The organism is bacterium (assembly GCA_035703895.1).
Taxonomy (GTDB): domain Bacteria; phylum Sysuimicrobiota; class Sysuimicrobiia; order Sysuimicrobiales; family Segetimicrobiaceae; genus Segetimicrobium.
This window is the reverse complement of sequence record DASSXJ010000156.1, coordinates 1-12,347: the sequence shown is the minus strand read 5'-3', so window position 1 is coordinate 12,347 and position 12,347 is coordinate 1. Positions and strand designations below refer to the sequence as shown.

General features: G+C 66.1%; 12 protein-coding genes and 1 tRNA gene. 3 read left to right on the top strand and 10 right to left on the bottom strand.

Going from position 1 to position 12,347, the window contains the following annotated elements:
• Positions 1-401: 401 nt before the first annotated feature.
• Together VFP86_10880 and VFP86_10875 are read right to left on the bottom strand one after the other, a co-directional pair.
• A tRNA-Ala gene (locus tag VFP86_10880) sits at positions 402-477 on the bottom strand.
• A gap of 68 nt (positions 478-545) precedes the next feature.
• The gene (locus tag VFP86_10875; protein ID HET9000141.1) at positions 546-2,144 is read right to left on the bottom strand and encodes an FAD-dependent monooxygenase; all 1,599 of its coding nucleotides are present in this window, start codon (positions 2,142-2,144) and stop codon (positions 546-548) included.
• Positions 2,145-2,354: 210 nt separating this feature from the next.
• Here VFP86_10875 and VFP86_10870 point away from each other — a divergent pair, with 210 nt between their 5' ends.
• Together VFP86_10870 and VFP86_10865 are read left to right on the top strand one after the other, a co-directional pair.
• Positions 2,355-2,861: a MarR family transcriptional regulator gene (locus VFP86_10870; GenBank protein ID HET9000140.1), complete on the top strand. Its 507-nt coding sequence runs from the start codon at positions 2,355-2,357 to the stop codon at positions 2,859-2,861.
• Between the two features lie 117 nt (positions 2,862-2,978).
• On the top strand, positions 2,979-3,185 hold the full coding sequence (locus VFP86_10865) for a cold-shock protein (GenBank protein ID HET9000139.1): 207 nt from the start codon (positions 2,979-2,981) through the stop codon (positions 3,183-3,185).
• A 305-nt stretch (positions 3,186-3,490) separates the two neighbouring features.
• Here VFP86_10865 and VFP86_10860 read toward each other — a convergent pair whose 3' ends face one another.
• From VFP86_10860 to fabG, 8 genes are all read right to left on the bottom strand, one after another.
• Complete coding sequence (locus VFP86_10860; protein HET9000138.1) at positions 3,491-5,218, bottom strand: CocE/NonD family hydrolase; 1,728 nt, start codon at positions 5,216-5,218, stop codon at positions 3,491-3,493.
• A gap of 21 nt (positions 5,219-5,239) precedes the next feature.
• Positions 5,240-6,421: a UxaA family hydrolase gene (locus tag VFP86_10855; protein ID HET9000137.1), complete on the bottom strand. Its 1,182-nt coding sequence runs from the start codon at positions 6,419-6,421 to the stop codon at positions 5,240-5,242.
• 5 nt (positions 6,422-6,426) lie between these two features.
• On the bottom strand, positions 6,427-7,419 hold the full coding sequence (locus tag VFP86_10850; protein HET9000136.1) for a UxaA family hydrolase: 993 nt from the start codon (positions 7,417-7,419) through the stop codon (positions 6,427-6,429).
• Positions 7,412-7,735 carry a UxaA family hydrolase gene (locus tag VFP86_10845; protein HET9000135.1) on the bottom strand — a complete coding sequence of 108 codons (324 nt, stop codon included), beginning with the start codon at positions 7,733-7,735 and terminating at the stop codon, positions 7,412-7,414. Before VFP86_10845 ends, VFP86_10850 begins: the two co-directional genes overlap by 8 nt.
• Positions 7,736-7,739: 4 nt before the next feature.
• A complete protein-coding gene (locus VFP86_10840) occupies positions 7,740-9,383 on the bottom strand; it encodes a gamma-glutamyltransferase family protein (protein ID HET9000134.1) in 1,644 nt (547 codons plus the stop codon).
• A gap of 101 nt (positions 9,384-9,484) precedes the next feature.
• Complete coding sequence (locus VFP86_10835; GenBank protein ID HET9000133.1) at positions 9,485-9,691, bottom strand: cold-shock protein; 207 nt, start codon at positions 9,689-9,691, stop codon at positions 9,485-9,487.
• A 141-nt stretch (positions 9,692-9,832) separates the two neighbouring features.
• Positions 9,833-10,807, bottom strand: coding sequence for a succinylglutamate desuccinylase/aspartoacylase family protein (locus VFP86_10830; GenBank protein HET9000132.1), 975 nt, complete (start codon positions 10,805-10,807; stop codon positions 9,833-9,835).
• Between the two features lie 3 nt (positions 10,808-10,810).
• Positions 10,811-11,560, bottom strand: a complete 750-nt coding sequence (gene fabG, locus VFP86_10825; GenBank protein ID HET9000131.1) for a 3-oxoacyl-ACP reductase FabG — start codon at positions 11,558-11,560, stop codon at positions 10,811-10,813.
• Between the two features lie 231 nt (positions 11,561-11,791).
• Here fabG and VFP86_10820 point away from each other — a divergent pair, with 231 nt between their 5' ends.
• The gene (locus VFP86_10820) at positions 11,792-12,268 is read left to right on the top strand and encodes a GspH/FimT family pseudopilin (protein ID HET9000130.1); all 477 of its coding nucleotides are present in this window, start codon (positions 11,792-11,794) and stop codon (positions 12,266-12,268) included.
• The last annotated feature ends 79 nt before the right edge of the window (positions 12,269-12,347 follow it).

Sequence of the window (12,347 nt, the reverse complement as noted above, 5' to 3'; positions counted from 1 at the left end):
CGGCGTTGTCAAGAAACCACTCCCTCTCTTCGCGCCCGGGCGAAGTCACCGGTCTTTTGACCGGGCAAGGTCAGAGGCAAAAGCGACTTGTGTCGCGCCGGCGACTGTTAACCGTCTCTACCCTCGCTATGCTCGGTATAGCAAGATATCGATGCTTTCGGACATCGCCTGATCTCCCTTTTGAGAATTTGGAACTAGCGGGATTCTCGCAGGACGCTCAGTTTTCTCGCTATGGGCCGCAGTCTCATCAAACCACTTCGTGACTTGTGCCACTGGGCGAAGGCGCACGTCGCCGAGCGTGATCAGGCGAGGAGCAAATTCGAACTGGCTGCGAAAATGTCGCAGCCCGGGAAAACACGTCAGGTGGTCTTTAAGTGATCACTCGGAAATCTTGAGAAATATGGTGGAGACGAGCGGATTCGAACCGCCGACCTCCTGAGTGCGATTCAGGCGCTCTCCCAACTGAGCTACGTCCCCACGTATAACGCTGTCCGCACGGTGAACCCTGTGTTACTTCTCAGAACCATCCCCTACTCTATCAGGTTTCATGGTCCGCTGCCAAGAGTCTTTCTTTGATTTGCCGCGGCGCCGAACCATCTCTCCAAAGCGGCACGCAGCGCTCTCTGGGATTCCCCATCCCCGTCATCGGACGTGGCTACCCAGGCCACGTAACCATCCGGCCGGACGAGCAACGCGTCGAGATTTGCTGGACGCTCATAACACCGGGCCATCGTCGCATCAACTCGATCGGCCCAGTGCGCGGCGACATCATGCAGCGCCGGTCGCGCGGCAATATCGAGAAACACGCCCTTGCCCGCATGCATGAGTTCCGCGACCCGGGTTGTGCCACGTTCAGTGCGCAGCGTGAGATTCGGCGCCCATCGGCCGAGCAGCGGATGCCGGTCCCCGCGGTCGGCGTCCATGTCGTAACGGATATCCACGTCGGAGATCGCCTCCACGATGGATCGGAACGTCTGTTCCTGTGTCAAGAGCTGGCCAACCAGCTCGCGCAGCGCTGTGACGTGCTCGCCCGGGCGCGCCAGCGCCTCCTGGGCCCGGGTGATCATCATCAACCGTTGCCCCACGGGGTACCGCTCGGCGTGATAGGTGTCGAGCAGATCCGAGGGGGCCCAGCCATGAACCTGTGCGGCCAGCTTCCAACCCAAATTGCCGGCGTCCTGGATCCCGGTCTGCAATCCCTTCCCGCCATACGCCCAATGCACGTGAGCGGCATCTCCCGCCAGGAACACGTGGCCGTCACGGTACTGCTCCACGAGACGGCTACTGTCCGTCGGCCGAGAAAGCCATACCGGATCGTGCATCGGGAGGTCCAGGTCGATCACCCTGTGGATCGCTGCCTGCAGTTCGTCGAGCACCATCGGCGCGTTATGGTCGATCGACGGTTGATCCCATTCGACTGCCGCGACGCGATACACCCCGGAGCCCATGGGAACAATGGCGAAGTTACCCGTCTTCGTGCGTGCGATGCCGAACGCACGCCCGCCGAGCTCGGGGACCCCTCGTTTCAGCAGCTCGAGTGCGCCTTCGGACAGTTTCACATCCCCCATCCGTCCGATGATCGTCGGCTCGAGCCCCGGAAACGCAACCCCCAATCGCGTCCGCACCGTGCTATGGCCTCCGTCACAGCCGACCAGATATCGGACCTGCAGTCCGTAACTCTCGGCCGCCGCGCGGACCTCGACCGTGACGCCCTGCTCATCCTGGTGCAGCCCGACCACCTCGTGTCCCCGCCGGATCTCCGCCCCCAATTCCCTCGCGCGCTTCTCGAGCAGCGCCTCGACGCGTGCCTGTGGAATGACGACGCCGTAGGGATGCGGGAAGTCGAGTTTCCGCAGATCCAAAGGAAACATGCCAAAGTTCAGGAATGGCGGCGTCGGGTTGCCTGCCGTGAAGCGATCGAGAATACCGCGATCCTCGAGCATCTCCATAGATCGCGCCTGAAGTCCCAGCGCTTTGGAGAGTCCGGTGGGCTCGGCGAGGCGTTCCAGGACGGTGACCCGCACGCCGGCCAGAGCCAGCTCGCACGCCAGCCAGAGTCCCGTTGGGCCGCCGCCGGCGACCGCGACCTCGGCCTCCCGCGTTGTGTTTCGAGTCGGTTCGTTGAACGACTGTGCAGACGACACGCGCGCTCCCCCGAAATATAGTTTACCTGTCAAGTATCAGCCACTACGGATAATATTCCCCGTTTCACTCTGCTGTCAAGACGCCAATAGAGTTGACACATGGCTTCGGGTGTCGTTAGTATTTCAGATGTCAACAATCGAGGGAGGCGGCCGTTCCCCTTGCGGGCAAAACGACCAAGCGGATCACCTGCTCGGGGCGACGGCCTCGGCGTGCTCCGCCGAGGCCTGAAGCAAAGAGCTTCTAGACTGCCCAACTTCGACTTTGACTACATCGATGGTGCGCTGACGATCCTTCGCACCGCTCTCGAGATCAAGAATTATTATATGAGTGCTCTATTGAACCAGGTCGATCTTACACCCGCCCGGCTGGGTCTCCTGATGGCGCTCTTTCTCTGCGAGGACCAGGCCGTGCTGGCGTCTGAGTTGGCGGAGCTCATGGTTGTCACCCCAGGGAACATCACCGGGCTCGTCGACGGACTCGCCAAGGACCGGCTCGTGCGTCGCGTTACCTATCCGGGTGACCGCCGCGCAGTCTTGATCGAGCTCACCGAAAAGGGGCGCCGTTTTGTCCGCGGGTTTGCCCCGATCCACTTTCGGCTCATTCGCTCGCTCATGTCTGGCCTCAGCAGAGCTCAGGCGCGGTCGCTGGCAAGGCTGCTGGATGAGGTGCGTAAGCAGGTCTGGAGTGTGCCGCCACCTATAGTGAAGAGCCCGTGATCGCGGAGGCGGCTGGCCAAACAATCTTGTTGCGTTGACGCGCAGAGTGTGTCATGCTTGGCTGGCATCAGCAGGCTGCAAAGTCGGTTGGTAGCATACGATAAAGGTGGGGATCGCATGGCAATCGGAACTGTAAAGTGGTTTAACTCTGAGAAGGGGTATGGCTTCATCACCCCGGAAGACGGCAGCAAGGATCTGTTTGTGCACTTCAGCGGGATCGAGGGCGAAGGCTACAAGTCCTTGAACGAAGGGCAGAAGGTCGAGTACGAGGCGTCTCAGGGACAGAAAGGTCCCCAGGCAAGCAGAGTTCGCGTCGTCGCCTAAAATCGCCGGAAGCAGCAGATTAAGCAGAGACGAGCGGGGGTGGCAGCGATTCCGGCCACCCCCGCTGTCTAAGTCTGCCACGCGAGCAATGGGGGGAATCGAAATGGCTCATGAGCGATGCGAAGCGTGCGGGATGCCGAAACCTCCTCTCGCCGTCGAGCAGGGGGATGATTTTTGCTCGACGGAGTGCGCACGACGGCACTACGCGGAAGCTCGTGACAATCTCGCGTCGATCCTGCATTACCTGTCTAGCCCCGACACGCACCGAGACGACTGAGCGCACATCCCGCCTCGGCCACGGTAAACTAGGGCCGGGGGACCACCGGTAGCACGATCCGAGACGGCCGGTTGGCATCGTGGAACACCGTCTGGGTTGCCACTGCGCAGTCGGCGATCCATTCATCCCCCGGCGCGTTTCCCGTGTTCAGGTTCCGGTCGAAACAGGGGAAGTTCGAGCTCGACACCTCGACCCGGATCCGATGGCCCGCTTTGAACAGGTTGCTCGTCGATCCCAGATCCACGCGATACTCATACACCTCGCCGGGAGTCAGCAGCATCGGGACCGAGAGGGAATCCCGATAGCGGGCCCGCAGGATGCCGTCGGCCACATTGATCGCGCGGCCGTCAGGATACACGTCGACGAACTTGACGGTCCAGTCCGTATCCCGCGCGGTCGTCGCCGCGTACAGCACCGCCGAGAGCGGCCCGGTCACCTCGAGGTCGCGTAGGAGCGGCGGGGTCGAGTACACGAGCACGCCGTTGTGGATCTCGGCCGGCCGCTGGTCGGCCGGCCCCATCGGCGAGATCGTGTACCGGCAGCAGGACCGTCCCCCAAAGCTCATCGTGGGCGAGCGGGGGTCATAGATGAAGACGTCCGTGTCCTCTTCGCCGGGCCGTTCCCGGCTGAGAACGCCGTCCCCGTTGAGCGAGTTCGCCGAACCCTGGCTGTGGAGGAAGAACTCGGTCGTCTGGGCGCGCCGCAGCGGCCACTCGCGTTCGTCGCGCCAGCGGTTCTCGCCCATGACGAAGATCCGGACCGGGGGATCGTCGGGAACCCCGTTCTCCACGCCCCGGAGCCAGTAATCGAACCAGCGCAGCTGCCACTCGTTGATCCGGCTTCGCGCCTCGTCGCCGAAGTCCCACCCGGACACGAGCGGCGCCCACGGGACGTGCATCCATGGGCTGATCAGGATCCGCTGCCCGTTGCGGGCCCGGTCGTCCGCGGCGCGCTCGCGCAGCCCGAGGTAGTTCCGGATGCTTCCATCCAAAAAGATGTCGTACCATCCCGCAATGTGGAGCGCGGGAACCCGGACGTTGGCGTGGCGGCGCTCGATGCTCCACCGTTCCCAGTACTCGTCCCGCGTGGGGTGGTCGAGCCAGTCGAAGAAGTAGGGGGCGATGCGCTCGCGGCGGAGGAGCTCATACTGCTTCAGAGGTAAGGTCCCAAACACCAGCCCGGTCGCGTTGAAGGCGGCGTAGAGCTCCGCTTCCAACCGGCGAAGTTCGCGCCGGCGGGCGGTGTCCGCCGCCAGCATCACGGTCCAAGATTCCGTGAAGGCCAGGTGATAGGCGCCGCCGCGGTATGTCCACCCGTCGTAGTACTCAGACGCCGTCATGCCCGGGGCGATGCAGGCCAGGTGGGGCGGCGCCGTTACCGACGCCAGCAGCTGGGTCGCGCCGACGTATGAGAGCCCGTACATGCCGACCTTGCCGTTGGACCTGGGCAATCGCGCGGCCCACTCGACCGTATCGTAGCCGTCCTCCGACTCGTGCGCGAAGGGGTACCACTCGCCTTCGCTGCTCCAGCGGCCCCGGACGTCCTCGATGACCACGATGTAGCCGCGGCGGGCGTACCAACCCGGATGGGCATACACGGAATCTTGGAACGCGGTCTTGTTGTACGGGGTGCGCATCAGGAGGACCGGAAACGGCCCATTCCCTTCGGGTATGTACACATCCGCGTACAACGTCACGCCGTCGCGCATCCGAACCGGAGTGTCCTGCGTCACCGACACGTTGCCACTCCGTGCCATCGTGGAGCCCCCCTGTACGCGTTATCGGGCGGCGGTTACGGCGTCGAGCACGGCGAACGGATACCGGCTGATCGAAAACTCGCGATGGCCGAGACGCTCCGCCTTGGTCGGTTCCCCCTGAGCGACCGCAAGGATCGCCTCGAAAATGCGTCGCCCCATGGTCTCGAGGGTCTCGGCCCCCTCGAGGATCAATCCGGCATTGAGGTCGATGTTGTCCTGCATGCGGGTCGCGGTGTGAGAGTTCGTGGCGATCTTGATGACCGGAACAATCGCCGATCCGGTTGGAGTGCCGCGGCCGGTCGTGAACGCAGCGACCTGACACCCCGCGGCGACCATCCCGACCATCTGCTCGATGTCGTTCCCCGGAGTGTCCATGATCACGAGACCGCTCGTCGCCGGACGACAGGCGTACTCCACGACCTGCTGAATCGTCCGGGTCCCGCCCTTCTTGGCGGCGCCGAGCGATTTCTCCTCGATCGTCGTCAGCCCGCCCTCGATGTTGCCGGGCGCCGGGTTCGCGCCTCGTATGTCCTCGCCGTGGGCGAGGACGACGGCTTCGTACCGGTGGATGATCCGGTAGATGTCCTCGGCGACGGCCGGGGTGGCGGCACGCCTGGCCAGCAGATGCTCGGCGCCGATGAGCTCGGTCGTCTCCGCGAGCACGGCGGTGCCGCCCGCGTCAACCAGGTGGTCGCTGGCGACGCCAAGGGCCGGGTTCGCGGTGATGCCGGAGAGCGCGTCGGATCCTCCGCACTCCGTCCCCAGCATCAGCGCGGCCACGGGTGCGCGTTCTCGACTTGCTGCGGCGGCTTTCGTCAGGAGTGCGCCCAGACGTGTGCGGCCCTGCTCGATGGCGCCCCGCAGCCCTCCCGCTTCGGTCACAACGACCAGATCGGACTGCTGGCCGGTCGCTCGAATGGGATCGAGCAGCGCGCTCCGCTCCGGCGTGTCGGCCACGAGGAGCACGGCCCCCACGTTAGGGTTGGTGGCAAAACCGACTAGTGTCTGGGTGATCCGGTCGCGATTCTGGGGCAGATCGTCGGCCGTTGGTTCGTAGTCGTGTTCCACCCACGTCGCACCGGTCCCGCGCGCGAGGGCCCGCGCGACGCCGGACGCGGAGGCAATCAACGGCAGGACCAGCACGTGGTTACGCGCGCCCCACCCTCTCGCGCCCGCCCGCCGGTACAGCAGGATCTCGTCCATCGCCCTCACATCGTGGGCGCGATCCGGTGGATCGCCATCTCAAAGTCTCCGATCGTCTCGAGCAACGTCACCGTCCGGCACGCCCCGACGACCGCATCCAGCACCGCGGCCGCGGCGAGCTCCGGCGGGGCCTCGTCCAGCATGACGTCGACATCTTCGGCGAACGGCCGCGCATACGGCGCGATCCCCACATGCAGGACGGGCGCCACCGGGCACCCCGCGGGCAGCCCGCCGGCCAGCGGCGACAGGATCACGTGAGCACCCGCGGCAGCCAGCCCAGTCTTCTGCGCGATGCGTGTTGCGGGGGACTCCATCAGGTACACGCCCGCTCCGGCCGGTCGTGTCGCGTACGAGAGGCCATTCGGACTCAACCGGGGTCCTGGGACCAGCTGAGTGGCCTGCTCCCACCAGAGGCCCGCATCGGCCCCCGCGGTCGAGGCCGCCTGAATCACTGTAGCGCCGGCGCGCCGCAACTCGCCGATCACCTCGAGGAAGACCCGGGCTTGGCTTGGCGGAACGTCGAGCCACGCCGCTTCAACGCCGACGCGGAGAGCTGCCCAATCGAGCGCGACGTGCGCATCGGACGCCGCCGCGCTCCGAAGGCGATGCAACACCTCGCGGCCCGCCTGTATCGCCGCCCCCGTACCGCCCGCCTGCTGGATGCCCACGAACTCAGCGCGCTGGCCCCGTCCGACGATCGACCGATGGAGCGCGACCCCCTGCACCGTCTCACAGCCGAGGCTCACGACCAGGGTCCCGGCGACATTGGGGTGCGTCCCGAGTCCGGTCAGGACGTGCTCGGTCAGATGGGCGTCCCCGCCGAGTTGCGAGCATCCATGCTGATGCTCGATCGCCACCGCGCCGGGTTCGCCGTCCACGATCGTCAACGCCGCCTGGGCCGCGCAAATCACCGACGGGATCACGAGGAGGTGCCGCCGGACGCCTATGCCGGTGGGGTGTTGCCATCCACGGAGCGATCCCGCCGAGGCCTCAGCCACGATGGGCCCCCGCTCGGTCGCTCCGCACATTGTGGACGTGCACATGCTGCCCCGGCCGGATCGCGGTGGTCGCGACCCCGATCACCTCTCCGTACTTCACCACCGGATCTCCCGCCGCCATCGGCGCGACGGCGATCTTATGCCCGAACGGGATGAGCGTCTCCGCCACCACCCGTATAGTATCTCCGCCGCGGATGACCTCGATCGCGGTCCCCGGCGGGAGCGGGGCAAGCGCAACGGCCGCCGTGTCTCCGGCGTCGAGCAGCAGCACGGACGGGCGGGCGGAGGGCGACGAGCCGGTCACGGAGTTCTGCAACGGCTTACCAGCCGATCGCGTACCCGTTCCGCCGGGGATCGGCGGCACCGGCGAGCCATCCGGTATCGTGATTCATGAGGGTCCCCTGCACCCCACCCACGCGCATCGACCACGGTCCGAGCCACTCGATATCGTACCCGCGCGTGACGAGCGCCCCTCGGGTCGATTCCGGCACGCGGGACTCCATCCGCATCGTCCGCGCGGGCAGCGGGTCCCCGACATCGTCGATCCACCGGAACCTCGGCGCCCCGATCGCATCCTGCAGGTTCAACCCGAAGTCGAGCAGGTGAACAAGGACCTGCACGGTGGTGACCAGGATCCCGTACGATCCGGGCGTCCCGATCGTCCCCATGAACCGTCCGTTCCGATGGAGGTGCAGCGGCGCGATTGGCCATTCGTGGGTCTTGCCCGGCGCGACCACATTCGGGTGCCCGGGCGTCATCGAGAACCAATGCATGGCGTTGTTGAGGCACACGCCGGTCCCGGGGACGACGACGCCGCTCCCGAACCCATGCCCGAGGCTGTGTGTGATATTGACGGCCAACCCACTCGCGTCTACGGCGGCGAGGTGCGTCGTCGATGCCACCCCACCATCCGCCCCGGACGCTCCTTCGCCGGCAGCGCCGGCGACCGCCGACGGAGCCCGCAACCGCCACTCCACCTCGGTGAGGAGCTCTCGCGTGTGCACGGGGGAAAGCAGCCGATCCACGGGAACCGAGGCGAACCTCGGATCCCCCACAAAGCGGTCGGTGTCCAGCCGCGCCGCGCGCGATGCCTCCGCCACCATGGCAAGGTGATCGGGGCTGAGATGCCCCGTCTTCCCGACGTCGAACGTGTCCAGCACGTTGAGCGTTTCAAGTACCTGAATCGCGCTGGTCGGCGGCGGCGGAGCGTACACGGTCACTCCCCGATACGTCGTCTTGATCGGGGAGGTCCACTCTAGCGTCTCAGGATAACCGCGCAGATCCGCCAGCGTGAGCAACCCACCTCGCTCCCGCATCAGGTGATCGATCGCGCGTCCCAGATCCCCGCCGTAGAGGTGCCCGATCCCCTCCGCCGCGATTCTTCGGAACGTCCTGGCCAGATCGGGCTGGACCAAGAGCGAGCCGACCTCCGGGACGCGACCGTTGTGGAAGTAGTTCGCGACGCCCTCCGGGGTGAGCCGGCCGCCGCTCTCGGAGAACATCTGGTGGTCGAACGGCGTCAGCGGAACACCGCGCTCAGCGAGTTCGATCGCCGGCTCGAGGACATGGGCCAACGATAGTTTCCCGTGGTCTCTGAGGATCCGCGCCCACCCCGCAAGGTTGCCGGGCACCGCGGGCGTCATGTACCCGGCGTCGGGGTGGCCGCCCGCGAACCGGTCGGGGGTCGCCGCCTCGGGTGCGCGGCCGAGGAAGACCAACGCCCGCGGAATATCTCCGGGCGGCGTGAGCATGAGAGTCCCGCACCCGGCGAGCCCGGACATGTACGGCTCGGCGACCCCGATCGCCGCCGCGGCCGCCACGATCGCGTCAACGGCGTTCCCCCCCTGGGCGAGCATGCGGACTCCTGCCAGAGTGGCGAGGGGGTTGGCGGTGGCCACCATTCCCCGGCGGCCGTAGGCGACCGGACGAAGACCGAACTTCGTCGCGTAGGTCTCGTGCGGCATTGCGCGTCCCTCCCTTTTCGAAGCACAGCGCAGCGGCGTTCAAAAATCAGGAAGGGATGGCGGGCTGCGCCATCCCCATCCCCTAAGACACCGTATGCAGTCTACCGAACCACGCGGACGTTGGACGCCTGCGGGCCCTTGCGCCCCGCGGTCTCTTCGTATTCGACTTTCTCACCCTCATTCAGCGACTTGTAGCCATCGCCTTGGATCGCGCTGTAATGAACGAACAGGTCCTTGCTGCCTTCCTCCGGAGTGATGAACCCATAGCCCTTCTCCGCGCTGAACCACTTCACCGTCCCTACCGCCATACCGTTCCACCTCTTTGCCGTACCATGCTACCAACCGACTTTGCAGCCTGCTGATGCGAGATTTAGTATGCCAAAGGCTTGTCAAAAAGTAAAGGCGTCCGGCTTTGCGCGCCGGCCGTCACACGTTGCCGCCCCCTCGCCTCACGCCTCGCCCTCGGCCGGTCTCGCCACGATGCAGATCGCCTCCCCGGGATCGATCACCCGCAGGTGACGGGTGACCCACACGGTGCCGTCGTGTGGAGCACGTGCCTCTCCGATCACTTCGCCGAGAAGGGACCGAACGTGACCGATGCGCGTGTCTGCCGATACGCGGTCTCCCACGGAGCGCTCGAGCACGGCGTACCCCCCGGCAGGCGCCGGCACGTCGGTCGTCCGCCAGAACGGCCCGCGTACTTCGGGAGCCGGCTTGTCCTGCACCATCCCCAACCAGCGAAGGAGATTCAGGACGCCCTCGCGGTCGGCCGCCACATCGTCGTCCAGGCACCCACCGGCCCCGGTCATCTCGACTCCCACGGTCGTGACTCCAAGGCGGGCGGTTTCGCAATTGAACGTGCCGGGGTGATCGCGTCCCGCCCAGAGGCCCGGGAGACCGAACGCCCGTGAGGCCGCCCGCGCCCGCGGCGCATCGCCCAGGTCACGCCGGTATCCTACGGTGGGGAGAAACCGGTACCGCACGCCGCCGCTGTGGAGATCGATGAACAGCGCGGGGTGGAGTCGCATGACGAATGCCAGCAGGGCGGCGGCCAGCCGCTGCGTGGGCGAGCCCTGCGGATCCCCCGGGAACGTCCGGGCGAGGTTGACGCCGTCGATCTGCGCCGGGGTCGCGCGGAGCCCCGCCGCAAACGCCCACGGGTTGCAGATCGGGAGCATCACAACGGTGCCGGCGAGGGCGGAGGGTGGAAGGTCGGCGGCGACCTGCCAGAGCGCGCGAGGGCCCTCGTACTCGTCGCCGTGCACTCCGGCGACCGCGACGAACACCGGCCCGGACCGGTCCCCAACGAGCGTGAGCAGTGGCAATTCCACGGGCTGGCCCGCCTCAACCGAGGCCACGACGCGTGTCAGGCCCGGCCGGCGACTCGGTTCGAATTCCGAGAGCGACACGTGATGCGGCTTCATGCGCTAGAGGTACCTCCCCCCCGTGACCTCGACGATCGCCCCGGTCACGAAACTTGCGAGATCGCTGGCGAGAAAAAGTGCCACGGTGGCCACCTCCTCCGGCCTGCCGAGCCGGCCGAGCGGGGTCGCGTCCACGCTCCGCGCCAGGTGCGCTTCCCCGAGGGCCCGGGTCATCGGGGTGTCGATCATCCCGGGCTGGATCGCGTTGGCGCGCACGCCGTAGCGGGCAAATTCCCGGGCCGTGACCTTGGTCAGCGCGACAATCCCCGCCTTGGCCGATGCGTAGTTCGCCTGGCCGAAGTTGCCGATCTTCCCAGAGATCGACGAAAGATTGACGATCGCCCCCCCCTGCCCGGCTTCGCGCATGCGGGCGGCGACCGCTTTGGTACAGAGGAACGTCCCCTTGAGGTGCACGTCCAGGACCAGGTCCCAATCGGCCTCGGTGAGGTTCCGAATGGTCTTGTCTCGCGTCAAACCGGCGTTGTTGATCAGAATGGTGATCGGGCCCAGGCCGGCCCCCGCGCGTGTGACGGCCGCCTCGACGTCGTCCGACCGGCTGACATCCGCCCGCAGCGCGAGCCCCCGCCGACCGAGTCTCTGGACCCCAGCTACGGTCTCGGCGGCGGTCGTCTCGTTGACGTCGACTGCTGCCACATCCGCGCCTTCTTCTGCAAACCGGATCGCGATCGCCCGCCCGATCCCCGACCCGGCTCCCGTCACGAACGCCACGCGCCCGGTCAGCAAAGGCCCCATGCTGGATCCACCTCCCCGCCATCCTGTCCCGCTCGTCGCGCGGCGTTCAAGCGTAGCGCGCCGAGTTGACACCGAACAGAGGGATCTTACGCGTTCGGTCGAATGATGGTGTTCGGTTGTCGTCTCCTGGTACCCTACCACCGATCGCTGCGGTCAAATTGTTTTCGCCCCTATCATCGCAGCCTCCATGTCGGCCGACGTTCCTACCCTCGCGGTTTTGCCAGAGGTGCGATGAACGACTGGCGGGTGCGGATCGGTCACCGAACGGGCTTTACCCTGCTGGAGACGCTGATCGTGATCTCCCTGCTCGGGATTGCCCTTGCGATCACCCTCCCATCGTACGCCCGATACGCCAGCACTCAACGTGCGCGGGCGATGGCCCACCTCCTGGCCTCGGATCTCGGGGTCGCTCAACAAGAAGCCATCACTAGGCGAGTTGACGTGAAGGTGACCTTCTCTTCGCAGGATGCGGCCTGTCCGGGCAAGACGGCATCCTATTGGCTCGGGAACGCCGCCACCGTGATCAAGCGGGTCTGCTTTCCGCCGGACGTCGTCTGGGGCACGGGGCCGCGCGGCCCTGTGGTATTCACGCCCAGCGGACGGACCGAGGCCGGCGCGGCGCTGGCGGTGCAGAGCACACGGACGGGAGAACCATTCGCCCTGTCGGTCGAGGCGGAGACGGGGGTGGTCGTCGATGCGACGCGCTGAACAGCCCCCCTTCCGCCGTCTCTTTCGACCTACTGCGGGGTTCACCCAGATCGAGGTCCTCACCGCGATGCTCATTATC

Bases quoted from the DNA above. Each gene is read 5' to 3' on its own strand.
- VFP86_10865 (HET9000139.1), top strand. From the start codon at position 2,979: ATGGCAATCGGAACTGTAAAGTGGTTTAACTCTGAGAAGGGGTATGGC.
- VFP86_10860 (HET9000138.1), bottom strand. From the start codon at position 5,218: ATGGCACGGAGTGGCAACGTGTCGGTGACGCAGGACACTCCGGTTCGG.
- VFP86_10855 (HET9000137.1), bottom strand. From the start codon at position 6,421: ATGGACGAGATCCTGCTGTACCGGCGGGCGGGCGCGAGAGGGTGGGGC.
- VFP86_10840 (HET9000134.1), bottom strand. From the start codon at position 9,383: ATGCCGCACGAGACCTACGCGACGAAGTTCGGTCTTCGTCCGGTCGCC.
- VFP86_10835 (HET9000133.1), bottom strand. From the start codon at position 9,691: ATGGCGGTAGGGACGGTGAAGTGGTTCAGCGCGGAGAAGGGCTATGGG.
- VFP86_10830 (HET9000132.1), bottom strand. From the start codon at position 10,807: ATGAAGCCGCATCACGTGTCGCTCTCGGAATTCGAACCGAGTCGCCGG.
- fabG (HET9000131.1), bottom strand. From the start codon at position 11,560: ATGGGGCCTTTGCTGACCGGGCGCGTGGCGTTCGTGACGGGAGCCGGG.
- VFP86_10820 (HET9000130.1), top strand. From the start codon at position 11,792: ATGAACGACTGGCGGGTGCGGATCGGTCACCGAACGGGCTTTACCCTG.